The 24,679-nt window shown below is 63.8% G+C and carries 13 protein-coding genes; 11 read left to right on the forward strand and 2 right to left on the reverse strand.

Annotated elements, in window-relative coordinates; all coding sequences use genetic code 11:
• Positions 1–55 precede the first annotated feature (55 nt).
• The 8 genes from Q8M13_RS04640 (at position 56) to Q8M13_RS04675 (ending at position 17,172) form a co-directional block, all read left to right on the forward strand.
• Positions 56–1,393: an NAD(P)/FAD-dependent oxidoreductase gene (locus Q8M13_RS04640; RefSeq protein WP_305298512.1), complete on the forward strand. Its 1,338-nt coding sequence runs from the start codon at positions 56–58 to the stop codon at positions 1,391–1,393.
• The gene (locus Q8M13_RS04645) at positions 1,390–2,193 is read left to right on the forward strand and encodes a DUF1365 domain-containing protein (RefSeq protein ID WP_305298513.1); all 804 of its coding nucleotides are present in this window, start codon (positions 1,390–1,392) and stop codon (positions 2,191–2,193) included. Before Q8M13_RS04640 ends, Q8M13_RS04645 begins: the two co-directional genes overlap by 4 nt.
• Positions 2,183–3,643, forward strand: a complete 1,461-nt coding sequence (locus tag Q8M13_RS04650) for a deoxyribodipyrimidine photo-lyase (protein WP_305298514.1) — start codon at positions 2,183–2,185, stop codon at positions 3,641–3,643. Before Q8M13_RS04645 ends, Q8M13_RS04650 begins: the two co-directional genes overlap by 11 nt.
• Positions 3,644–4,152: 509 nt before the next feature.
• Positions 4,153–5,034 (forward strand): helix-turn-helix domain-containing protein, encoded by an 882-nt coding sequence (locus Q8M13_RS04655; RefSeq protein WP_305298515.1) that lies wholly within the window; start codon positions 4,153–4,155, stop codon positions 5,032–5,034.
• A 636-nt stretch (positions 5,035–5,670) separates the two neighbouring features.
• A complete protein-coding gene (locus Q8M13_RS04660; protein ID WP_305298517.1) occupies positions 5,671–8,514 on the forward strand; it encodes a hypothetical protein in 2,844 nt (947 codons plus the stop codon).
• A complete protein-coding gene (locus tag Q8M13_RS04665; protein ID WP_305298519.1) occupies positions 8,511–9,584 on the forward strand; it encodes a hypothetical protein in 1,074 nt (357 codons plus the stop codon). The genes Q8M13_RS04660 and Q8M13_RS04665 overlap by 4 nt, the downstream gene beginning before the upstream one ends.
• Before the next feature lie 15 nt (positions 9,585–9,599).
• Positions 9,600–15,149 (forward strand): DEAD/DEAH box helicase, encoded by a 5,550-nt coding sequence (locus Q8M13_RS04670; protein WP_305298520.1) that lies wholly within the window; start codon positions 9,600–9,602, stop codon positions 15,147–15,149.
• Between the two features lie 31 nt (positions 15,150–15,180).
• Positions 15,181–17,172 carry a DNA/RNA helicase domain-containing protein gene (locus Q8M13_RS04675; RefSeq protein WP_305298521.1) on the forward strand — a complete coding sequence of 664 codons (1,992 nt, stop codon included), beginning with the start codon at positions 15,181–15,183 and terminating at the stop codon, positions 17,170–17,172.
• Here the strand turns inward: Q8M13_RS04675 and Q8M13_RS04680 are convergent.
• Together Q8M13_RS04680 and Q8M13_RS04685 are read right to left on the reverse strand one after the other, a co-directional pair.
• A complete protein-coding gene (locus tag Q8M13_RS04680; protein WP_305298522.1) occupies positions 17,169–19,184 on the reverse strand; it encodes a Druantia anti-phage system protein DruA in 2,016 nt (671 codons plus the stop codon). The genes Q8M13_RS04675 and Q8M13_RS04680 overlap by 4 nt on opposite strands.
• Positions 19,177–20,682 carry an ATP-binding protein gene (locus Q8M13_RS04685; protein ID WP_305298523.1) on the reverse strand — a complete coding sequence of 502 codons (1,506 nt, stop codon included), beginning with the start codon at positions 20,680–20,682 and terminating at the stop codon, positions 19,177–19,179. The genes Q8M13_RS04680 and Q8M13_RS04685 overlap by 8 nt, the downstream gene beginning before the upstream one ends.
• A 679-nt stretch (positions 20,683–21,361) precedes the next feature.
• On the opposite strand from Q8M13_RS04685, the gene Q8M13_RS04690 reads away from it, so the two are divergent.
• From Q8M13_RS04690 to Q8M13_RS04700, 3 genes are read left to right on the forward strand one after another with little or no spacing between them, the layout of a single operon-like run.
• Complete coding sequence (locus Q8M13_RS04690; RefSeq protein ID WP_305298524.1) at positions 21,362–22,507, forward strand: DUF262 domain-containing protein; 1,146 nt, start codon at positions 21,362–21,364, stop codon at positions 22,505–22,507.
• Between the two features lies 1 nt (position 22,508).
• The gene (locus Q8M13_RS04695; protein ID WP_305298525.1) at positions 22,509–23,672 is read left to right on the forward strand and encodes a DUF3696 domain-containing protein; all 1,164 of its coding nucleotides are present in this window, start codon (positions 22,509–22,511) and stop codon (positions 23,670–23,672) included.
• Positions 23,672–24,643 carry a hypothetical protein gene (locus Q8M13_RS04700; RefSeq protein ID WP_305298526.1) on the forward strand — a complete coding sequence of 324 codons (972 nt, stop codon included), beginning with the start codon at positions 23,672–23,674 and terminating at the stop codon, positions 24,641–24,643. The genes Q8M13_RS04695 and Q8M13_RS04700 overlap by 1 nt, the downstream gene beginning before the upstream one ends.
• Positions 24,644–24,679: the final 36 nt, after the last annotated feature.

Genomic DNA, 24,679 nt, shown 5'->3' on the forward strand with positions numbered 1-24,679 from the left:
ACGCGTAATCCGCTTAAGTCCGCGGTGATTTCGGCGGGCGCATTTCGGAGCCGTCATGCCGCTATCGCCCGCCAACACCTTCGACGGCCCGCTCAAAATCGCCGTGGTGGGGTCGGGCGTCGCGGCCCTTTCGTCGGCTTGGCTGCTGTCTCAACGTCATCGGGTGACCGTCTATGAGAAGGCCGAGCGCCTGGGCGGCCATTCCAACACCGTGACAGCCGCCGCCTTGTCGGGCGATGTCGCCGTCGATACCGGTTTCATCTGTTTCAACGACGCGACCTATCCCAATCTCATCGCTCTGTTCACCCATCTCGGCGTCCAGACCCGCGCAACCGACATGTCCTTCGCCGTGTCGCTGGAGGAAGGGCGGTTTGAGTACGCCGCGCCGGGCCTCTTCGCCCAGAGACGCAATCTTTTGCGGCCACGTTTCTGGTCAATGCTGAGCGAGGTCTTGCGCTTCTATCGTCAGGCTCCGATCCATCTGGGCGGACTGACTGATCCGGATCTGACGCTAGGCGACTATCTGAAGCGTGAGGGTTTCAGTGAGGCGTTCCGCGATGACCATCTGCTGCCGATGGCGGCGGCCATCTGGTCCTCGCCGGCGCATACGCTGATGGACTATCCCGCCGAGGCCTTCATCCGCTTCTGTGGCAACCACGGACTGCTGAAACTGGTCGGGCGACCGCTGTGGCGCACCATCAAAGGAGGCAGTCGCGTCTATGTCGAACGCTTGGCGCAGGCGATTGAGGATGTGCGGCTGGATCATGGCGTGACGGCGGTTCGCCGCACGGATCATGGCGTGATGGTTCACGACAGCCAGGGCGGCGCCGAGCGGTTCGATCATGTCGTTATCGGCGCCCACGCCGACCAGGCCCTGGCCATGCTGGACGAACCGACTGCGCGGGAAAGGGAGGTGTTGGGCGCGTTTCGCTACAGCCGCAATTTCACGGTCCTCCACACCGACGCCGACCTGATGCCCCGTCGCCGTCGCGCCTGGGCCAGTTGGAACTATATCGGCGCCAATGGAGGCCTGTGCGTCACCTACTGGATGAACAAGCTTCAAGGACTGCCTGGCCAAGACCTGTTCGTCACCCTGAACCCGCCGCGCCCGCCGAAGCCCGACACGCTGCTGCGCAGCGAGCTCTACGAACATCCAATCTTCAACCCGGCGGCTCTCGAAGCTCAGAAACAGTTGTGGAGCCTGCAAGGGCGGGGCGGCGTCTGGTTCTGCGGAGCGCACTTTGGCGCCGGCTTCCACGAAGACGGCCTTCAGTCGGGTCTTGCCGTGGCCGAGCAGCTTGGCGGCGTTCGCAGACCCTGGACGGTCGCAAATGAGAGCGGACGTATCCATCTGTCGCCCGCTTCGGCCGGCGCCATGGAGCCGGCCGCATGACTGAGGCTTCCGCCCTTTATCGCGGCGGCGTCATGCATCGGCGGCTGAGGCCCAAAGTGCATGAGTTGAACTACCGCGCCTTCTGGCTGCTGCTTGATTTGGCTGAGATCGACGGACTGGACCGGCGTCTTGGGCTGTTCTCACGCAATCGGTTCAACCTGCTGTCGTTTCATGACCGCGATCACGGTGACGGCTCGGGCTCGGCGCTGCGGTCGCAGGTCGAGGCCTGGCTAGCGCGGGCGGGGATCGACATAGGCGCCGGGCCGATCCGCCTTCTGACCATGCCGCGGGTGATGGGTTATGTCTTCAACCCGATCAGCCTCTACTACTGCCACCGGACCGACGGCGGTCTGGCGGCCATGGTCTATGAAGTGACCAGCACGTTCGGCGTTCGCCACGCCTACGTCATTCCCGTTCCTGTTGAGGATCAGGCTCGGGGATTGATCCGGCAAGGCGCGGCCAAGGCTCTCTATGTCTCGCCCTTCATCGGGATGGACATGGACTATGAGTTTCGCGGTCATGCGCCGGCCGAGCGGCTGGACCTCACCATTGACGGCATCGAGGCCGACGGCCTGTTGATCACGGCGGCTATGTCCGCCGAGCGACACCCCCTGGAGGATCGCGACCTCTGGTCGGCTGCGCTCTCACTGCCTTTTATGACCTTCAAGGTCGTGGCCGCCATCCATTGGGAGGCGCTCAAGCTCTGGATCAAGGGCGTTCGCCTGACCCGCCAGCCGACACCTGCGCGCGAGCCTGTCACGATCCAGCATCACGCGCGGGAGAGCCGTCTTGGTCGATGAAGCCACGCGTCCGGTTGTCCTGTGGTTTCGCCGCGACCTGAGACTCCAGGACAATCTGGCTTTGCACGCCGCCGTCGCCACCGGCCGGCCGATCCTGCCGCTCTACATCCTGGACGAGGCAGGCGAGGGACGCCGCCTGGGAGCGGCCTCCCTCTGGTGGCTGGACAAGTCGTTGCGCGCTTTGGACGCCTCGCTAGGTCGATGCGGCGGCCGGCTTATTCTCCGCCGAGGCGATTCCGAGGCCGAACTGCGCCGCCTGATCGACCAGACCGGCGCCGATCAGGTGTTCATGAACCGAAGGTTCGAGCCGGACGCCTTTCTCCGCGACGCCGATATCGCTCATGCCCTGCAGAACGAGGGCGTTGCTTGCCAGGGCTTCAATGGGACGCTGCTGACCCGGCCCTCCGCGGTCCTGACAGAAGCCGGACGCCCTTACCGGGTCTTCACGCCCTTTCTGAAGGCGTTGTTGCGGGTGCTCCCGGATCTGGAGCCCCTGCCTGCCCCGACCCGCATTGTGACGCTCGAGACCCCGAGCGATGATATCGCCTGCTGGGGGCTGCATCCCAGTGAGCCTGACTGGTCGGGCGGATTCGACTGGGTCCCTGGCGAGGTTGGCGCAATTTCGGCGCTATCGGCCTTCTTGGCGAGCGGTCTCAACGACTACGCTGCTAGTCGCGACATTCCAGGGCGGGCCGGGACGTCGCGATTGTCGCCCCATCTGCATTGGGGCGAGATCAGTCCGCGACGCGTGGTGCAGGAAGCCCGGCGCGCCGCCTGGGATGACCGCGCGCGCCCCGCCGAGGTGGACAAGTTCGTCGCCGAGATCGCCTGGCGGGACTTCTCCGCCCATTTGCTGCACGAGTTTCCCTACATGGCCGAGCGGGCGTTCCGGCCCGAGTTCGACGCCATGCCTTGGCGGTCCGACCCCGCCGGTCTCGCGGCCTGGAAGGAAGGGCGCACGGGCTATCCGCTGGTCGATGCGGGCATGCGCCAGCTCTGGGCGACCGGCTGGATGCATAATCGCGTGCGAATGGTGGTCGCCTCATTCCTGGTCAAGCATCTGCTGATCGATTGGCGCGAAGGCGAGGCGTGGTTCTGGGACACGTTGGTGGACGCCGATCTGGCCAGCAATGTGCAAAATTGGCAGTGGGTCGCAGGTTCCGGCGCCGACGCCGCGCCCTATTTCCGGATTTTCAACCCCGTCCTTCAGAGTGAGAAGTTCGACGCCGATGGACGCTACGTCCGGCGCTGGGTCCCCGAGCTTGGGGCGTTGCCGGCCCGATGGATCCATGCGCCCTGGACCGCGCCCTCCGAGGTGCTGGCGCAGGCCGGCGTGCGCCTAGACCAGACCTATCCCCGTCCGGTTGTTGATCACAGCCAGGCCCGCTTGCGGGCGCTGGAGGCGTTGAAGACGCTGGCTTTGCGGTCATCGGGCCACGGCGCAGAATGAATTTTCGCAACTAGATATCTCGCACAGGGCGCGGACCTTGCCCGCCGTCCTTAACTGCTGGCGAATTCCCTATATGTGCTTGAGTTTGAGCGGGGGCTTTGCCCCAATGATGCGCCCTGAATTCCAGGGCTTTTTCGGCATGCGAAAGAGGTCGATCTGAGCCATGGCTCACCTCTGATTGGAAGCACCCACGCAGCCTATGGCATGCTACCCCTCGATTGGCGCCACGCCCGCCAGCAGAAGTTCCGAAGGTCACTTGAGGGTGGGTTTCGGCCACAGCGCGCGCCTGTCGTCTCGCCATGGCTATTGCAAGTCGCAGCGCTTGCGACCGATTCTCAATTTGGCCAGTCTTAAATTGCGCCGACAAACGTTCTGGCGGCCCGGGAGGGTGTCCAATACTCAAGCAAAATCAAACTAGAATGGTGTCTAACTGCTGCCCGAGGGGGCTTTGAATGCAAAGGGAATTTCGAAGCGACGTCTAACCTTTTCCGCTGTGTCGCGAGGGTGTCATGAGCGAGAAGGCGCGCGCCTGGGCGAGGAGGCAGACTGCCCCGTGTTCGGCCTCCAAGGCCGTCCTGCTGGAGCTAGCGGCGATGGCCAACGCTGATGATGTTTGCTGGCCCAGCAATCGATGCCTGGCGGCCGTCCTCCAGGTGACGCCTCGGACCATCCAGCGCTCGCTGCTCAAGCTGAAGGCGGCGGGACTCGTCGGAGTATCGACGCGGAGCCGCGACAACGGCGGCCAGACATCGAACCTCTACCGGCTGCCAATTGATAGCGTGAGTGACGTCCCCCGGAATGACGCTGACGACACTCCCCCCGTGGCGCAGGCGCCATCCCAAGGAAGGAAAAACCTAAGGGAAGATACTTCTGACGAAGTATCTCCTGCGGAAGGATCCGATGGGGGCTTCGGGGCTTGGTGGAGCCACTACCCAAAGAAGGTTGGAATTCGAAACGCGCGGAAGCAATTCGATCAACTCGTCCAGCGAGGGCGCGTCCTGGTCGCTAAGTTGATCGAGGCTGCGCGCAGGTACGCGTTGTCAGTGCATGATCGGGACCCCAAGTTCATAAAGACGCCAGCTAACTGGCTCGCACAAGGCTGCTGGGACGACGAAGACGTTTCTGAGGCTGTCGTCGCTCGGCCAATCCTCGAAGAGTTTGGCGGCCCGCGAGAATTGCGCGCAGCGGTGGTGAAGCGATTGGGCTCCGCGTGGACGCGGAGTTGGCTCGACCCTTGCGCCTGGTCCGTTAGCAGTCGCGAGATTCTGCCCCGCACGAGCTTTGCCGGCGATCGCATTCAGCGTGATCTTGGTGAATTGCTTCGACGCTTCGACGTCAGGGTGGTGATGCCGCAGGTGCTTGGGAACGGGCGGTGGGCTGCCGGAGAGTAAACCTCGATCAGACACTGAGGCGATAGCCCATTGCAGGCTCCAAATATTTGCCCGGCCGCAGGTCAACTCGCCAATCTGGAGGCGGCTCGCTGAGATCACGGCACAAGTCGCTGAAATACCGACCCGGCCGGGGAGGTGGTCGTTCCGCGGAAAAGTGCGCGGCGCTTCGGCCGATCTGCGCTCGGCTTCGCGTCGGCGACGTGTCCCTGGGCGGAGTGCAGTCGCGGGGTGGCTACCACATGTGGGTCTCTATCGAGACGAGGCTGAGCGGCGGGGAATTGTGCAACGGGACGTGTTTGTCTCGCCCGAGCGTAGTGCAGAAAAGGTCTCGGCGCTTTCAAGGGCTGAGCCGGGAGCAGCTACATTCAGCGCGCCGCCGCGCCATTAGGTCGCCAGCGGACAAGCCGCTGGACAGGAGGGCAAGCTCACCGGCTGGACGCAACGTGAACCAAATAGTCCCGAGCTGTTCTCAAACTATACCTCTGGTTTAGGGCCTCCTGCTGTGTAAGCTGGCGCCGTTAATCGTTTTTCGAGATCGGCTGGGGGGACCGGTCGTTCGATTTCGGGGGGGGGGATTGGGGTGGCTTCTGTTCACCGTTGCTCGAACTCGCGTCGCTACGTCGCGGCGGGGATCGGATGAGCGCCGACCTTGACGCTCTACAAAAGCGGCTCGAGAGTCACTTCGAGACGCTGTCATCTGCGCGGATCGCGCGTGGACTGCCGGTGTTCGCGCTTGAGCACGGGCTCGGCGCGAATGAACGGTCAACGTTGGCGATGCTACTCAAGGACAAGCTAGCGGCGCCTGCCGCTTATCGCCTGTCCACGCACTGGCTGGCGTGGATCGTGTTCGCGACCGAACAGGGTTACGACTACGATGGGGACGAGTACTGGTACACGTTTGGGCAGCGGATGCCGCACTGGGAACACGGGTGGCGGTCAAGCATCCGGGCGTGGTTCCGCAGGTTCCACGACAAGTATGGCGGCCTCCGTCCGGTTGGGCCCTGGGCGAACAACTTCTCGATCATCGCCTGGCCGATCACGCACGCGCTGCTGCCTAAAGATCTGCAATCGCAGGTCGCGCGTACCCTGTACAGCCTGCGCTACAACCTCGTTGCGCACCTAGACAAGCCGGTGGGGGACCTGGGTCGCTACGTCGCGCGCATGACTTACGGCGGAAGCTCACGCTATGAGAATTTCCTCGAGCAGGAGCAACTCGTCGGCAGCATCATCTTGGCGCTGTTAGGGGAGCGGACCCAGGACGCGGCTGCCGCCATCCTGCCTTCCACGCTGGACCGCATCGTCGGCGACCTCGAGCGGGCGAGGAGCGCGCGTCAGTGGTTGCACGACACGAGAAAGGCAGTGGAGTCCGCTAGACTGAAAGGTGTGGCCCGACGGGTGGGCGACGGCGCGGAGGTGCAACGCGATACGCGGCCGTCAGAGCGCAAGCCCGCGATCCGCCCTTCGCTGGTACTGCGGCGCACTGAGACGGACGAATGGACTCCGATTGTCGAGATTCCGAGCTTCATGGAGGTAGCGAACCTTAACCCCGAACTCGGTGGATTCCTGCGTGCGACCCGATGCGAAGTCGCTGGATCACCGGGATTGCGGCCGCCGGGATGGCTTCTCATGGGCGTACAGCGCCGCGTTCTCGAGGAGTGGCCCGCCGCAGGACAGCCAGTGCTATCGTTCCAGAAGGCGAATGCCGCAATGGACCATCTCCTGGCAAGCGAAGGTTGCATTCGCGCCGGACCGACGTGGCTCTTCCGCGTCGGACCCGATGGCCAGGCCCTGGAGGTGCTTGCCCGGTTGATCAGACCGGGCCAGTCCTACGTTCTCGTCGCGCGCGGCGATCCGCCGGTTCTCTCGATGGCGACAGCTACGACTGTTCACTGCCGCGGCGTCACCGCGATCCGTTTCGCGGTGCCGACCACACTTTCGGAAGCGGAGATCACCGAGTTCAAGAAGGCCGACCTGTCGATCGCCGAGACGATCCAGATTCGGCCGGTCGGCCTCACGGCGCGGGGCTGGGACGGCGAGGGCGCCACAGAGTGGCTCGAGAACGAGAGCCCTTGCTTTGCCATCGAACACGACCACCCTGTCGCGCAGTACGAACTGAGGCTTGGCGCCAGCGCCAGCGTGAAGGTTCCTGCGAAGCCGCCTGGCGAACCGACCTTCGTGAGGATCCGGCCGCTTCCGGCCGGCAACCACGTCCTCAGTGTCAGCATTGTCCGAAGTGCGGTTGAAGCCGCCTTCCACCCTGTCGAGGGTGTGATCTCGCTGGCCGTGCGCCCTCCAAGTCCCTGGGTGACCGGCGCTATCGGCCATACGGGGCTGATTGTCTCGTGCGATCCGCCGACGCCGACGCTTGACGAGTTCTGGGAGGCTCTCACGCAGTTGCAGGTGATGGGCCCCGCCGGGCGCCAGGTCGTGGTTTTCGTTGAACTGCTGGACGGCACTGGCGGTAGACTCGGTCTTGAGCAGGTCGCGCAACTCACCCTGCCTATGGGGCCGGACTCCTGGCGCAACGCCTTCTCCGTATTCGCGAAGATGGAGAAGCAGCCCTGGAATTATCTGAGCGCAAGCTCGGGACGTATCGTCATCGACGGCGAAGAACTGGGGGTTGTGCATATCCCGCTCCAACGCGATGTCGCCCCGGTGCGCTGGGTCTGGCACGAGACGAACCGATCGACGCAACTCAGGCTCGTCGATGACCATGATGCCGAAACACCGATCAAGGTGACGTTCCTCCCGTTTGGGAGACCTGTCGAGGCTATCACACTGATCCCCGAGGCCGTCGTCGCGGGCACGGAACCGCAGTCGCCTGGGGGACTGTTCGTCGCGACATATGGCGACAAAAACGAGGCACTGGTTGTGAGTTCCCGGAAGCTATCTGGTGGCCTGGGCGGGCTGCTGGTCGAGCCCGAGTTCAATGAGGTCCGGGAGGAACCTGAGGCCGCGCTCGCCCTAGTGAAGGCGATCGGCGTCTGGTCTACGGCGCGTTTGACGGGCCCGCTAGCCGCCCCGCGTCGCGACAGCATCGTCGCCCACCTCAAGGAACGGCTCTACGACGTCCTGCTCGGTCGCAACTGGGCGCGGGCGGAGGCCAGCCTGCGGATCGGAAAGTTGCCTGAGGAGATCGCGGTCGAGGGGTTGTTGCGCTATTTCAACGAGAAGCGGGCATTCGGCCACATCCTCGCGCGGGACGCGCACAAGTATGCGCACATGGCGGTCGACGTGCGGGCGCGTGAGTTCGACGCGCTCGCTGATCGCTACAAAATCGCCCCAGGCGCGCTGACCAAGCACGCGATCAATCTCGGGGAGGTGATCGACGGCAGGCTAAAGCTTTCCGACGCGGAAGTGTTGGCGATCATCGAGCATCTTTGGGATCGGCGGGCGTTGAATGCCGGAGCGCGCCTCATCCAGCTACTCGGCAACCGGACGACACCGTTCAATCTGTCGGGTGCCGGGGGGGCAGCATGATCGAGATCGTCGCCGCTGATGTCGTGACGGGCGTGGCCCGGACGTCGCTCGGACTGCCCTCCACGCCGGCCGCCCTGGACGAGTCATACATCGCTTCCGCGCTCCGGCGACTTGCCGGTTTTCTCTGCCCAGGATCGCCGCGTACGCTGCTGCGTGCGATGGTCGACAGTCATCGCGGCTTGGTTGACGACGTCGACGCCTTCGCCGAGCGGGTAGAGGAGGTGATCGAAACGCTGGTCGCGATCGGCGACCTGCTCGAACTCGGCGACGTCGCACTGGAAGGGGAGAAGGTCAGGAGCACGTGGCTAGTGGCGGCGCCGCCAGCCTTCGTCGTGCGGGAGAGCGGAAATGCCTTCTTGCTCGGGCTGTCGGCCGACGAGCAGACGCCACTTCCCACGGAGATGCGCTCCCGCGTTGCGGTCGACCGGGGCATACGGTCGATCGAGCGCCACGAAGGTGAGGATCTCGGCGCAGTGCTCCGCGAACTTGGGCTGCGCGAACTGTCGTGTGCCGGATGGCTCCGGACCCCTCGGCCCGTGGATGCCGCCAAGCTTCTGGCGGGTTACGGCATGAAGCTCGCCGCATGCTCGCGATCGGGCGAGTTACCCGACCTTCTTGTGCTCGATGGTAGCCGTAACACCCGGAGCTACCGGCGACGCTGGACGTCTCCCGGGTCGCTCACGGGGTGTTTCGTCGTCCGGCGCCCGCAGATGTTTGGCTCCGACCTGTGGGGTTATGCCGAACTGCGCGACGGGGTTGCGCAGAAACTGCTGGATCTCCCGCTGCATGGTGAGCGGTGGCGAGGCTGCGACGCGGCCTGGCGCATCCAGATGGCGATCGACGCGCTCGCCGGACGCCCTCAGGAATATCGACTCGGCGACGCCTACGGTGGATCGCGTTTCGATTTCTTTTCGCCGATCCCGTCCTGGGCGCGGCGGCACCTAGCGGTGATCGGCCGTGAGGCCGAGCCTGCAGGCTGCCTCATGAGCTTCCTCGTCCCCACCAGCGAGGTGGCGGCGCAGGGGAAGCTATTGAATGAACAACTCTACCTCTCGCAGGTGGTCGAATGAGGACGCGTTACTAAGATGGCGAGAACAATCCAGGAGACCATTGATCGTCTCCATTCCTCGCTGAAAGAATACATCGAGGCCACCTACCACATTGGTGACGAAGCGCTCATCAATCAGCGGCGCAGGCTGCTCAATCGGACAGGCGTAACCCATCAGGAGCCGTTCCTTGAGACAACCGCGCGCTATCAGGTGGGCGCGAAGTTCCGGGACTTGGCCGGACTGCCGACCTCGGCACGCACGATCTACGAAATGCTGTCGGGCGTCCGGAAGGATCGTCCGCGGCTGCTTTTCGATCCCCCCTATCGCCATCAGGCCGATGCCCTCGGCCACGCCCTCGTCGAGGGGCGCAACCTCATGATCATGACTGGGACAGGCTCCGGTAAGACGGAATCCTTCCTGCTACCGATCCTCGGCAAATTCGCGCGCGAGGCGGCTGAGCGTCCGGTTTCGTTTGGGCGGCCGGCTATGCGCGCGCTCCTGCTCTATCCAATGAACGCGCTCGTAAACGACCAGTTGGGCCGTCTGCGCGCCATCTTCGGCGACCCGGAACTCGTTGCGCAGTTCACGAAGTGGGCAGGACGTCCGCCGCGCTTCGCCCGCTACACTAGCCGGACTCCCTATGCCGGCGTCCGGTCGGGGAAGAAGGACGGCCGCAAGCTCGCCTCGTTCGGAGACTTTTACGTCGAAATCGAGCGCCATGCGTCGGGGCCGGCATCCGATCAGCAGAAGGCGGCCGCTCGCCTGCGCGATCAGTTACAGGACCGGGGCAAGTGGCCGGCGAAGCCTGATCTCGACAGGTGGTATGGGGCGAAGGGCGCGCGCTGGGTCGACCCCAAAACCGGCGACTTCCTCCGAGCCGTCACATTGGATGGTGATTCCGAGCTCATCACGCGCCACGAGGTGCAGGAGACCTGCCCGGACCTCATGGTCACGAACTACTCGATGCTCGAGTACATGATGATGCGGCCGATCGAGCGGTCGATCTTCGACGCCACTCGGGGCTGGCTGGCGGCCAATCCGAACGAAAAGTTCACGGTCGTGCTCGACGAGGCCCACCTGTACCGGGGCGCGGCCGGCGCCGAGGTTGGGCTTCTGTTGCGCCGCCTTCGCGATCGGCTAGAGATTCCGGCTGACAGGTTCCAGGTGATCTGTGCCACCGCGAGCTTTGAGGGCAAGGTCTACGCGACCGAGTTCGGCGCGCAGCTAGGCGGCGTGCCGGCTGAGAGCTTCGTCCCCATCACGGGCACCTTCGATATGCGGGCCCACGCCGCGCCCGGCACCAAGGCCGATGCCGACGTGCTGGCCGGTCTCGATCTCGAACTCTTCTATTCGGCGGATGAGGCCGACCGCGCGGCGTCTGTCGCGGGTTTCCTTGCGCATCGGGGCGTGGCGCCCAGCGCCGGCATTGAGCGTGACCTCTTCGAGGCACTCAAGGCCTTTCCCCCACTCGGCCTGCTCGTAAACGAGACTATGGGCGCCGCGCAGCCCGTCGCCGAGCTCGGTTCCAGGCTGTTTCCGGATACCCCGAACATCGCGGACAGCGCTGTGACGGCGCTGCTTGCCGTTGGGAGCGTCGCACGTGAGCAGCCCGACGCCTCCGGTCCGCTGCCTTGCCGTGTGCACAACTTCTACCGCGGCCTTCCTGGGTTGTGGGTTTGCATGGACCCCGACTGCACCGGGTTGGCCGAGGAGGATCGCAACGGCATCTGCGGCATGATGTATAGTCAGCCGCACGAAGTGTGCGGCTGCGGATCGAGGGTGCTCGAGTTCTTCACCTGCCGCAACTGCGGATCGGCACACGCCAGGGCCTATTCCGACGACCTCGATTCACCAGACGTCCTCTGGTCTGAGCCGGGGCGGCGGCTGCGGATGCCAGACGTCGAGACCCTTCCGCTGCTCGATCTCGACCTGCTACTCGAAACGCCGAAGAAGAGCGATCTGGCCGAACTCGCCGAGTACGACCTTGATACCGGGCGACTGTCCGCGGGCCGGCGGACGCGCATGGTGTATATCCGCAAGGACAGAATCTCGCCCGCAGTCGAGGACGACGACGATGACGAAGTCGGCAAGGCGGATGACAGCGCGGATCGTCGGGGGCAATTCGTGCCGTGCGCAGTGTGTGGTGAGACCGCCAGCGGCAGGACGACCGTCCAGGACCACCAGACGAAGGGCGACCAGCCCTTCCAGGCGCTGGTGGCGCGTCAACTGGCGGTGCAGCCGCCGGGCAAGCAGGCGCCTTCGGCGTTCGCCCCGCTCCGTGGCCGCAAGGTTCTCGTCTTCTCGGACTCTCGCCAGGTGGCCGCTCGCCTCGCGCCGAACTTGCAGATGTATTCCGTCCGGGACGCGCTGAGGTCTCTCATCATCTGGGGTTATGGCCGTCTCTCGCAGCCGGCGATGATCCAGCCGCTGCTGAGCCTCGACGAGCTTTATCTGTCGGTGCTGCTGGCATCGAAGGTGCTGGGTGTCCGCCTGCGTCCTGAACTGAAGTCTGGGGAGAACTTCTCCACCGCCGAGGAGGCGGTCGAGAAGGCGGTCGCCGAGAAGGCCGAGACCGATGACGCTAGGCTGGCGATGCTCTGGATAGAAACGAAGACTGAGGTGCCGCCGGCAGCGCTGCTCGACGACATCGTGAAGACCGTCCAGGACCGGTATCTCGGCCTCGAGGCGCTCGCGCTCGCTTCGATCCGCGAGCGAGCCAACAAGACGAAGGATCTGCACGCGCTGCCGGATATCCCAGGCGTTGCGGAGAATGACGAGGACAAGGTCGCGCTGGCGCGTGCCTGGCTCCGCTGCTGGCGGCCGGTCGGCTTCTGGCTGAATTCGATGCCTAGCACCTGGTACAAGCGGCCCCGGGGACGGGGGACCAGCGTCGGCTCGCGCAAGGGCACCTTCAAGGCGATGGATGCCGCGCTCAAGGACCCGGCCGCCCGGAAGGCGTTCAAGAGCTGGACCAAGCCACTGCTGGACATCTTTACCCAGGACCAGGGCGGGGGGGCACGCCGTCTCATGGGCCAGAATCTCTCGCTCGAACTGGACGGTGATTGGCGCAGGTGCACCGACTGCAAGTCGGTTCATCGGCCGGTCCGCACTATCCCGCGCTGCCTCGATTGCGGGAGCGATGCGGTGGTGGAACTGGACCCGCTCAATGACCGCGTGTTCGTCGCACGCAAGGGCTACTACCGTAGCCCGGTGTTGGGGGCCCTAAGCACGCCGCGCGAGGCGCCGATGGCCCTCATCGCGGCGGAGCACACCGCCCAGTTGAACGCGCCGCAGAGCGATGACGTCTTCTCAAAGGCGGAGGAGAACGAACTCTTGTTCCAGGATGTTGAACTCGATTGGGGTCCATCTGGCGGCCAGCACACGGCTATCGACGTATTGTCGAGCACGACTACGATGGAGGTTGGGATCGACATCGGCGCCCTGTCGGGCGTCGCGCTGCGCAACATGCCCCCCGGCCGGGCTAACTACCAGCAGCGAGCCGGCCGCGCTGGCCGCCGCGGCAACGCGGTTGCGACCGTCGTCGCGTTCGGTAGTGCCGATAGCCACGATGAGCACTACTTCAGCGAACCCAAGGAAATGATCTCGGGGAAGGTGATTGACCCCAAGCTTACGCTCGACAATCCGGATATCGTGAAGCGCCATATCCGCGCCTACCTCCTGCAGGCGTATCATCAGGTGCGGATCCCGGTCTTTGACCCCAACGCCAACCCGGACCTCTTCTCGGTCCTCGGTTCGGTCGAGGAATTCAAGTTGGCGGGCGCGACGTTGAACGCCGGGGACTTCAAGGCTTGGCTCATCGAGAATGAGGCGGAACTCCGCGAGCGCGTGGCGTCCTGGATCCCCGAGGAACTAGTCGGAGAGGTCCGCGAGGCGCTGTTGGATGAGATGGTCGACGACTGCTCGGACGAGGTCGACAAGGCGATCGCCAACGATTCCGTGGGCGGTGAGCGGTTCGAGAAGGAAGATGATGCCGACGAGGAAGGCGTCGAGATGCCGGATGAGGTGGGCGAGGAGGCCCCGCCGGTGAAGGCGCTAACCGGTAAGTTGCTTGACCGTCTACTCTACAAGGGAGTGCTGCCGCGCTACGCCTTCCCGACCGATGTCGCGACCTTCAGCGTCTTCGACAAGGAGCGATCGACGCCATACCGGCACGTTATGAAGTTCGCGCCGTCGCAAGGACTGCCGGTGGCCCTGTCGCAGTACGCGCCGGGCAAGCAGGTCTGGATCTCGGGCAAGTGCTACACGTCGGGCGCCGTCCACTCGCAGATGCCCGAGGACCGCTTCGATGCCTGGCAGAACCGACGCCTCTATCGCGAATGCACCGAGTGCGGTTTCGCCGAGACGGTGAAGATCGACCAAGGACTCGGCCACAACCACGTATCAGACTGCTATGCCTGTGGGTCCCTGGAGACCTTCGGCCCCGCGCGTTATTGGCTCCGCCCACCGGGCTTCGCTCATCCGCTGGAGATGGAGGAGGTGACGTCACCGGATGACATGCCGGAGACCAGCTATGCCACGAGGGCGAAGCTGGTGATGCCGACGCCAGCGGACGACGAAAAGTGGATCTGGGCGAATGACCGCATCCGCGCGATGCCCAACCGTCAGCACCTCCTCGTCTCAAACACTGGCCCGAAGCAGGAGGGTTACAACTACTGCACACTATGCGGCCTCATCGAGTCCTCGGCGGAGGGGTCGGCGTCGATCTTCAGTCCCCATTTGAAGCCATTTCCCCACAAGGAGCCGACATGCCCCGGATCGCGCACGTCGAGACACATCGTGCTTGGGACCGACTTCATCACGGACATCGCTCTGTTCTCTATCCGGGTGGAGGCCCCGCTGAAACTCAAGCCGGGCTACTTCCCGACCGACGTGGCGCTGAGGACAGTCAGCGAGGCGCTCGCCAAGGCGGCGTGCGCGATGCTTGAGGTCGAGCCTGGTGAACTGATGGCCGAGTACCGACCGGCGCTGACTCAGGCGGGGAAGGTCGGGCTGGAGGCGGAGATATTCCTCTACGACACGCTTCCCGGCGGTGCTGGGTTCTCGCGGCAACTCGCGGACCGCGGTCTGGAGCTCTTCCAGCGCGCGCTGATCATCATGAAAACCTGCCGCGAGGACTGCGATTCCTCGTGCTACCGGTGCCTGCGAAGCTTCAAGAACAAGTTCGAGCACGGCCAACTCGATCGGCATGTCGGCGCGGAGTTGGTCGAGTTCCTGCTCACCGACCACATGCAGCCCTTCAATCCTGAGCGTATCGATGCATCTACGAAGGTCCTGATGCTCGATCTCGAGCGCAATGCCGACCGCGGTGTCACTTACCAGCGGAATGCGGTCGTGAGCGTGCCGGGCATGGGCGACGTGACAGTCCCGATCCTCGCCACTAGGTCTGACGGCGTCCAGACGGTTATCGCGCTCGCCGGACCGCTCACAGAGGAGCACCCTTCCGATCCCCGCCTCGCGGAGATGCGCGAGAAATGGGACGGCGAGGTCGTTCCGGTCAACGAACTGCTCGTGCGGGGCAATCTGCCGACGGCGACCCGAAAGGTCGAGGAGCAGGTTCTGGCATGACGTTCGCGGATGCGGTTCGCGGGGGCGACGTGTGATCGAGATCACCGGCGTTACTGAGGGCGACGAGTATGCTGCCGCCAAGCGCCTCGAGCGGCGCATGCTCGATCTATGGCCCGACCTCGCGCGCAGCCGGACCGACACGGTGCGGATCTTCGTCGGCTTGAAGATGCATGGTCAGAAACTCGAGGATCTCGATCTGGTCGTGATTGGGTCGTTCGAGACCCCGCGCGACTTCGATCCGGAGTGGAAGTTCTACTCGCGTGATGGCGAGGCGTTCACGCCGAGGTCGGCGCGCGTGCGAAATTTCGCGCTGGTCATCGAGGTCAAATCCCACGACGCATCGGGCGTGCGCTTCGAGAATGCCGCCGCGTTCGTGAGGTATGCGCGCAATGGCGCAGAGTCGTGGGAGTGCGTCACCGAGAAGAACCGGACACAGATGTTCGAGTTCAAGAGGTGGCTCGATCGCTTCGGGCTCGACCAGGTCCACGTCCAGAATCTAGTCCTGTTCACCGGGCTGAAGGAACGCGACCTACCTCCGCGTCCCAACGTCTGCATCGCTAGCGATACGAGCTTCGAGCGGCTGCTTAATGTGCTCGGTCAGGTGGCCGGCCCGCGCGAGCCCGACAAGCGGGTGACGCTGTCCTACGGGAACGAGGAGGCATTTACTCGCTTGCTCGCTCCAACCTCGCCGCTCTTCGCAACTCTCGAGCCGTCGCCGCTGGACCGTCGCCGCATGGACATCATTGCGAAGGCGGCGCTGCCCGAAGCCTGGCTGGAGGATCTCGGCGAGCGGCAGGTCCTGTTGAAGGGCCGGGGAGGAGTCGGCAAGACGGTGATCCTGCTGCAAATGGCTTACCGGGCCTTCGACCAAGCGGGTCAGCGCTCGCTTGTCCTCACCTTCAACAAAGCGCTCGTGGCGGACATGCGGCGCACGATGTCTCTGCTCGGGGTACCGCGCGACATCGAGAAGGGCGCGGTGGCGATCGAGACAGTACACGGCTTCATCGGCCGGCTGATGCTCAAGCTAGGCGTGATCGACGGCTATGAGGGCTTTCTCGAAGACTACGAGGCGCACAAGGTGACCCTGCTGGACTATATGCGTAGCGGGACCGTCACCGCCGAGGATCTAGGCGAGATGATGCGCGCTGATGCCACCGAATTCGACTGGGATCTGTTGCTCGTGGATGAGGGGCAGGACTGGCCCGGTGACGAGATCGCCATCCTGAACGCGGTCTATGGGCCAACGCGCCTCGTCGTGTCCGACGGCGTCGACCAATATGTCCGGGATTCCGTGGCCGACTGGACGTCCGGCCTGCGGAAGGGGGATTCCAAGACCCGTCGTCTGAGGAAGTGCTTGCGCATGAAGGCGAATGTCGCGTCGTTCGTGGCCGACGTCGCCATGTGCCTTGGATTGGAGGACTGGGACCTGGAGCCCAATGCGGACGCAGGCGGTGGCAGGGTCATCATTTACGACGGCGATCTCAGCACCCAGCCCGATCGGATCGCCGGCTTGGTCGGCGAGGCCCGCAAGCTTGGCAACTTCCCGGTCGACATGCTCGCCTGCGTGCCGCCGGGATCGCTCGTGAGGACGGCCCACGGTCTGGGATGCAGGGCGGCTGAGGCTTATTCCAGCGTCGGCGGCAAGGTGTGGGATGGGACCGCGCGCGACGTCCGCGAGGCATATCCGACTGACCGGGAGGAACTGCGGTTTGTGCAGTACGACTCCTGCCGAGGCCTGGAGGGCTGGTCGGTGGTCAACTACGATCTCGATCAGTTATGGGATTACAAGGCGCGCCAGTGGGAGACTGAAGGGCACGACCACGATCCGTTGATCGAAACGCGCGAGGAGGCGGCCGCGCGCCACGCCGCACGCTGGGTGATGATACCGCTGACCCGCGCGATGGACACGCTGGTGATCGGACTAGGGACGGCACCCGGTCCGCTGCGTGGTGTGCTTCGGCGTGTCGCCGACTGGCATCCCGACTTCGTCGAATGGATCGAGCTTCCCTCTGCGGGTGCCTAGTCGGTCAACTCCGACAGGTGGTGGGCCTCGGTCGGGTGCAGGCTGCGCTGGATGGTCGCCGGGCCGAGCGCGCGTAACGCGCTGAGCGTTTCGGGGCGCCTGGCGCGGCCGTCGAGCCACCGCCGACGCCACGCCGCGGCGATGGCCGAGACCGGCGACGCGCGGAATTCCTCGCTCTCCATTCCCATGAGCGAGCCACGCGAGCCCGAGCCGAATTCACAGATGTAGAAAAGGCGGGGCGTGTTGTGGTGGAGGATGGCGTCGCTGTCGATGCCGAGGGCATCGAGGCCCTCCCTGATCTGGCGCAGGCGCGGGCTAGTGCCCTCGCCGAAGCGGTTGTTGATCCGGCGCAACGTGTGCACGCTCTGCGCCATCTGCCTAAGCGCGTGGGCGGTGTCGGCGCCGAGATGCAGCGTCCCGAACCCACCCGTCTTGCTCTTGCCGATCGAGTCCCACCGCAGGTCGTGGTCGAGACCTGGATGCTCGGCCGAGCGCAGGGCAAGCCTGTTGTATTGGCTCGAGCCGACGCCGTAGAGGCTCGTGGTGGTCAGCAACCGAAGGTCCGCCGGCTTCGAGACGGCGCGGCCCGCCATTTGGGAGGCGATGACGCTCACCTGTCCGCCATATCGCTCGGCGTAATGGGCGCGCACCTCACTCGATGCGAGGAGCAGCGCGACGAGCTTGCCGCCAAGCAACTCGTTGTAGGGCGCGACGGCGCCGCAGATGCTCACATCGGCGACGCGGCTCGATAGGCCGGCCTTGCGGAACTCGGCGAGCACGATGTCAATCGCACGCTGACCGCTTTTCGCCGAGAGCAGTTGCGCCAGTGCTTCCTCGGGCTTGCCGACGAGGTCGGCGGCGCGAAACGTCTGCTTGGCCGACAGGAGTTGGGCGAGGAGTTCAGCGCGTTTTCGCACAAATAGGAGGTCCTCGGATGCCGCCCGCCAGTCCGTCGCGGGATCGGCTGCCTTCACGGCACCGCGCAGCGGGGGAACTCGTCCATCCTGCTTCATGCTCGTCTCGTAGTGGGCGCGGAGTTCGAGTTCGCGGGCGAACGTCGCGCCGGATGCCTTTTGTTCAAGCCGCAGCACGGTGTTCTCCACCGGCGTCTCGATTTCGTCGGCGGTGACGAGGTCGTCCCAGCGAACCTCGGCGATCGACGCGTCCAGTTTCTCAGCCATCGCCTGGGCGACGGCCGACGCGTCCCAAATGCCGGAATCGAGGTTGGCCTCCATCGCGCCGCGAAGCCAGCCGATCCAGTTGTCGCGGGCGGTCAAGCGCATCACCGGGCTCGCCAGCATCGCGATGCCGATCACCGGGCGGTTGGGCCGGGCGGCGTTGCGAACGAGCACGAGTAGCTGGCGGCCGGGTATTGGGCGGTACTCATGCGCCCAGGTGTGCCGGAAGTACCGCCAAATGTCGTTCAGCGGCAGGCCGGTATCGGCGCACCGAGTGCCCGAATGGCAGATCTCGACCACGGGATCGATCACGCGGGCGAGCGCCGCCTCCCGTTCATGTTCGGCCAGTTTGCTGATCCGCTCCAACTGGTCGGCGAGTTGGTCGCCGTTGTCTATCAACTCGAGCACCGAGGTTCGCCCCTGCGGGCGGAGCGTCCGGCGCTCCATCCGTCGGATGAAGCTCGCGACGGACGGCTCCTCGAGTTGCCGGCGGCGCGATGCCTGCAGCGCCGCTCGGATCCGCTGCTTTACGTCCTCGACCGTTTGGTCATCGTGGCGGTCGATGCTCGGCGGCTCGCAGAGCAGCGCGCCCTTCCTGAGCGAGACCTGCCAGCCCTGGTCGAAGAGGTCCGCAACGAGAAGGCACACGGCCCTCAGCTTGGTGCTGTCGCCTTCGTCGATGGAACTGCGCGCGAGGCTGCGCAGCCTGTCGGCGAACTGCCGCGGCGTCGGACCGCTGAAGTCGAGGAGGCCGTGCAGTTCCTCGCGCTCGCTACGGTTGAGGAATGGCTCGAACGGGCGCGCGTTTCGGGGTTTGTCGTCATGGTCATTCATCGACGCCTCCTCCTGATCGTGGCCTCGCGCCAGCAATGCCAATTCCCGTTGTTTCACGCCAGCGCGTATTCGACCTTCCGCTGTCATATTGCGGCGATCCCGCTGTGTTGCCAGCCAGCCGCTTGGACCATCCGCTCAGCAACTCCCGGTACTCCGTCCGCAGCGCCGGGGTAGCAATGGACGCGCGACGTTCGATCTCGTCGAGCAGGACGCGGAGCGCGTCGGCCGCCGCGACGCCACGCGGCGCCGCGGTCGGGGCCAAGAACGTTATGGCCTGGAGTTCGCGGGTGGGTCGCTCCGCCTTTGCCGACCTCACCTTCGCTCTGAGGTGCTCGATCGCTTTGTGGAGGCCAGCACCCCGAAGTCGGTCCCACATCTCGGGTGAGACCGACACTTGCTGCTTCGAGGTCGTGACCCCGAACGCCTCGTCGAGAGTGGCGGAGAACTCGATTTCTATTCGGATGTAGCGGTCGTTGTTGATGAATATCGTCCAAGGCGTTCGCGACTGGACGTCAACCAGCCGTCCGTTCCGGCTGAAATTGATGCCGTGATACTGCTTGATGATTGGAAAGCGTGTGTTCGCGTTGATGCCTATCGCGTCGCGCGTCTTGTCGGTCGCTGCGAAACTGGGCGGTAGCCATGCGTAGCGGAGCATGACCTCGCCCACTCGGCCCTCGTCGCCCTCGATCCTGACGATCACCGGATCGAGGGCGATGGCGCGGTCCTCGTCCAGGTCGTGGAGATCGGCATCGGGATCGAGAAAGAGCGGATCGATCGGGCGCACCTGCTCTCCGTCGACATGGACGCGCGTCGCCCGCAGGAGCTTGTGGTAGGCGACGCCGAACTGGCGGACTAGGTTGCGCCGCAGACCGGCGGAGGTCGTCCAGTCGAGCCGGTCCAGTTTATCGATGACGATCACAGTGCCGGACTGCCAGCCGCCGGGATAGGCTCGCCCGATAGCGTCGTGCAGAAAGTGGGGGAGTTCTGCTCGCTCGGCGGCGGGAATCGTCACCTCGTGTTCGGCATCAGCATTCCCCGCATCGATGCTATCGAGGTCAAGGGTCACCGCATAAAGCGGGGCACCTCTTGTCTTGGAGTATATTGTGAAACGGCGGCCCATGCTCACCGTTGCGCAAGGCAGGCCGTAGCCGAACCGTCCCAGTCCGTGCCGGTCGTTCTCGCGGTGGGTTCCGCCCCACATCATTGCGAAGCGCAACATGTCTGGATCCATGCCGTGGCCGTCGTCAACGATGGCCAGATGCGTGGGCTTCCGGGTCGATTCATCCGCGTCATATCCGAAGACGATGTCAACAGTTTCGGCGTATGCTTGGATCGAGTTGTCAACTAGTTCGGCGATCGCCTCGACGTTCGTCCGGTAGCCCAAGTGGCGGATGCCGCGGACGAAGGCCTCGGGGACGACTAGACCAAGGCTCTGGCTAAGCGCACGAAGCGCATACTGCCGCTGCGCTGCAATGACTTCCGTATGTATTTGTGTCATGACCACTTCCTCACGAAGATTTTTTGTTCGTTATTTATCACCTTCGTCGGCAGCAGCGCCGCTGACGAAGGCCCTTAGGCGCGTTGTCCAAGGATGTGGCGGCCTAAATTGACTGCCGCTCTTCATTGCTGCGCTAGTGTCGCTGGGTATCTCAAAGACTGGATAGGTAGGAGTGCGCCGAGCCCCAGCGCCGCTTGTTCGCTGGCGAGCGTGGCCTTGCCATCGACCTCGACCTTTGTGCCAGTCAGTCTCCGAACGATTGGATCGTGGCGGCGCGCGCCGTGGTGGGTCGGTAGTGCCCTAGTGCCTGCCCGATAAATATTTTCTCTCCGGAGCGATCCAAATGTCCTTTCTTGATCCTATGGCGGTCACCCCCTAGGAGCCGAGTTTCGCCGGTATGCGGAGCCGTTGATCGTCGCCGTCGGGTGGGCAGTGGACGGCCGATGACGAGGCTGAGGACGCTGGCGACGGGCCAATTGGCTAGATTGCCGTCATCGTCGGAAGCCGACCAAGCTGGCAGATGGCTTATGGGCGCATCGCGCGACCGGACCCGGACCACGAAGGGCCATCAGGGAGAAAAAGTCATCGTCCGCACCATCAAACTGATGCGCAGATTTCCAGCCCATCTTTCTTGCTGTAAGCGTTGCACTAATCGTGAAGAGGCTTTGGGGATGCGGGTTTGACGGACGGATTCATCTCTGATGACGAGAGGCTCGATCTAGAGAAGATCCATGGCGTCGAGGAGGAAACCCGAGACGAGACCATCGACCTCACCCATCCGTTCGATCCGAGCAAGATCCGAGTAACGACCGAGCCGAGGACGATCGACTCATTAGTCCGTCGCATTCGGCATGACGAGATTGATCTCGCCCCAGAGTTCCAGCGTCGCGCGCGCCTATGGAAGCTGCACAAAAAAGGCCAACTGATCGAGTCAATACTGCTGCGAATACCCTTGCCCGTCTTCTATGTCGCCGCGACGGAAGATGACCTATGGTCGGTCGTCGATGGACTGCAGCGGCTGACCACCATCCACGACTTCCTCTCCAACGGTTTTAGGCTTTCGGGACTCGAATACCTGAACCAGCTAGAGGGCATGACCTTCAGCGATCTGCCGCGCGCTATGCAGCGTAGAATCGAGGAGACAAGCTTGGTTCTAAATATCATTCAGCCGGGCACTCCCGATGAGGTGATGATCAACATTTTCCGTAGGCTGAACACGGGCGGTTTACCGCTCGCCGGACAAGAAATCCGCAACGCGCTGTACAAGGGGCCGGTTCGTGAGTTTCTGGCGGAGCTCGCCGCATCGGGCGAGTTTTTGCGCGCAACCGACAATCGTGTCAGCGACGCCCGAATGGATGCCCAAGAATGCGTCCTGCGGTTCTGCGCCTTCTTCATGGACGACTGGCGCGCCTACGATCGCGGCGACCTCGACGCCTACCTCAGTGAAGCCATGAAAAGGGTCAATGCGCTGAGCGACGAGCGGCGGGAGGAATTGTCACAACATTTCCGCAACGCGATGAATGTCGCATCGGCCATCTTTGGCGCCGACGCTTTCCGGAAGCGCTACCGTGCAGGAGACGCACGCAAGCCAGTCAGTAAGGCGCTGTTCGAGGCCTGGAGCGTAAATATCGCAGTGCTAAATCACGAACAGCAGGCTCTGCTCGTCGGAAGGGCAACGGAAGTCCGGCAGCGTTTCATGCATCTAATGATGGATGATCGGTTCTTCGAGGTCTCGATCTCATCATCGACCGGCACTGTCCAGCGCGTCCAGAAGCGCTTCGAGTCCATCCAATCCGTGATCGCCGCGACGCTGGCGGGCATCTGACATGATCAACAGCCTGACCCTCGGCAACTTCAAGTGTTTCGAAAACGAAACTATTCCTCTAAAGCAACTGACCCTGCTCTCCGGGATCAATGGGGCGGGCAAAAGCAGCGTGATCCAGAGTTTGCTGATCCTGCGCCAGATCTATCTCCGGTCCGACTTCCGGGGGCCGGAAATCTCATTGTCGGGAGATCTGGTCGATCTCGGCCGGGCTAGGGACATCCTGTTCTCGGGAGCCGAAGAAGATGTGATCATCCTCCAGTTGGAGGCCCGAGGGCGGACCCTGACCGCCGGTTGGCTGGTGGACATCGAGAGTGGGGACGCCTCCTGGGGCAATCCCGACGAGGCGGAGACAGAGGCGCACACTCTCGCCGAGCTTGGCCTGGGCCTTTTCAACGGAGGCCCCGTCGGTGAGCACCGAATCGCAGCGTTTAACTATCTGAACGCGGAACGTTTTGGCCCGCGCAAGGCCCTGCCAATGGGTGGGGGCGGCGCGAACTTGTTCGACGTAGGCAAGCACGGGGACAAGGTCTTCGATGCCCTTCTGGCCCATCAAGGCTCGATCATACTAGATTCGGGGGACGCCCGGCGCCTTGACAACGCGCCCGGCGACCGCCTGCGCGATCAGATCGAGGCCTGGCTTGACGAGATCAGCCCTGGCGTCCGCCTGGACATCAAGGGGCTGGAAAGCGCCGATCTTGCGGTTGGCTCGTTCTCCTTTGGACGGGAAGGAGCGCTGCGGTCACCCGAATATCGTCCGACCAATGTCGGTTTCGGCCTCAGCTACATCCTGCCGGTTCTGGCGGCGCTCTTGGCAGCCCCGGCCGGCGGACTTGTGTTAATCGAGAACCCCGAAGCTCATCTGCATCCGCGCGGTCAGACCAAGATGGGCGAACTTTGCGCCCGGGCCGCGGCCGCAGGCGTTCAGGTGATCATTGAGACCCACAGCGATCACGTCCTTGATGGTGCCCGACTGGCTGTTCGCAGCGGCATCCTCGGGCAGAACGAGGCAATTTTCCATTTTCTTCAGCTGAGCGATGGCGGGCATGCTGTGCGCAGAACGCCCCTGATCGACAGCGAGGGGCGGTTGTCGGAGTGGCCGGACGGGTTCTTCGACCAGCACCGGCGAAACGCCGCCCTTCTGGCGAGGCCCGTCAGGCGCGACTGATGTCGGAGTACGTCTTCAACGCAGCATCCAACCTGCCTGATCGAACGGGCGCGGCAGACGGTCTCGCCCTGACCGTCACCCTCATCGAGACACTAGTGGAACTCGACACCCTGCCGGACCGGGACAATCGGCCGCTGAAGCTGCCGGCCCTGCCTTGGGATCTCGCGATCAGCCGGGACGCAGATGGAACGGAACGGTCGCTGGGGGAACTCGCTAACGATCTCTATGAATCACACGAAACGCGTCAGTTGGCCGTCTACTTCGACGCGCTGCAGAGCCACGCGCCGGCGATCCATGCGCTTGACGACGCTACGGTCGACGCCATTCTAAGAATACAACCTACCGGGGCCGCCGACGGGTTCGAGGCCCTATTTCCTGCCATTTGCGACGCTGGATTTGACGCCATGCAGTGTGTCGTAACCGGCGGCACCCTAGTAAGTCTTGACCGTGACCCGTGGCGCTTCTCTCATGTGCGGTTCGAGTGCGATGGCCGTTCTGCAGACTTGGGGCATGCTAGCCGACCTGACCATGTAGGGGACCTATCGGTTGCCGACCGGTTGGAAGCCCGCGAGCGGATGACACGGCAGAATTTCGCGACGGTGCGCCGTCGAGCGTTCCCGTGTCTCGCTTGGGGCGACGATGTTGATCGGCAGATAGATACCTTCCCGGCGGAATATCTGACGTTGGCGTTTACGCGTTTGGCGGCCCTGGACGATATCGTCCGCCGCTGGCAGAACACCAGTTCCGCAGGGCCCGAGACCGCCAACCTCGTCTTCCATGGTGAGAGCGATCTCACGATGGATAATTATGGAGACCAGAGGCGCTTCAGGTCGTCGACTGGCGAAGTGCGGACCTACGAGCAGCATGTCTGGATCGACAGAGGGAACCGGCTGCACTTTATTCTCGACAGCGCCACCCGGACACTGGAAGTCGGCTATCTGGGGCCCCATCTCAAGACCTGGAAATTCTAGGGCGGCTCTGCCGCTATCTGGTGCAAATCGCCGTCC

This window comes from Phenylobacterium sp. (assembly GCF_030681155.1).
Lineage (GTDB): Bacteria > Pseudomonadota > Alphaproteobacteria > Caulobacterales > Caulobacteraceae > Phenylobacterium.

Coding starts and splice junctions, on each gene's coding strand:
- Q8M13_RS04640 (WP_305298512.1), top strand. CDS start 56: ATGCCGCTATCGCCCGCCAACACCTTCGACGGCCCGCTCAAAATCGCC.
- Q8M13_RS04685 (WP_305298523.1), bottom strand. CDS start 20,682: ATGACACAAATACATACGGAAGTCATTGCAGCGCAGCGGCAGTATGCG.
- Q8M13_RS04695 (WP_305298525.1), top strand. CDS start 22,509: ATGATCAACAGCCTGACCCTCGGCAACTTCAAGTGTTTCGAAAACGAA.
- Q8M13_RS04645 (WP_305298513.1), top strand. CDS start 1,390: ATGACTGAGGCTTCCGCCCTTTATCGCGGCGGCGTCATGCATCGGCGG.
- Q8M13_RS04680 (WP_305298522.1), bottom strand. CDS start 19,184: ATGAATGACCATGACGACAAACCCCGAAACGCGCGCCCGTTCGAGCCA.
- Q8M13_RS04660 (WP_305298517.1), top strand. CDS start 5,671: ATGAGCGCCGACCTTGACGCTCTACAAAAGCGGCTCGAGAGTCACTTC.
- Q8M13_RS04700 (WP_305298526.1), top strand. CDS start 23,672: ATGTCGGAGTACGTCTTCAACGCAGCATCCAACCTGCCTGATCGAACG.
- Q8M13_RS04665 (WP_305298519.1), top strand. CDS start 8,511: ATGATCGAGATCGTCGCCGCTGATGTCGTGACGGGCGTGGCCCGGACG.
- Q8M13_RS04670 (WP_305298520.1), top strand. CDS start 9,600: ATGGCGAGAACAATCCAGGAGACCATTGATCGTCTCCATTCCTCGCTG.
- Q8M13_RS04655 (WP_305298515.1), top strand. CDS start 4,153: ATGAGCGAGAAGGCGCGCGCCTGGGCGAGGAGGCAGACTGCCCCGTGT.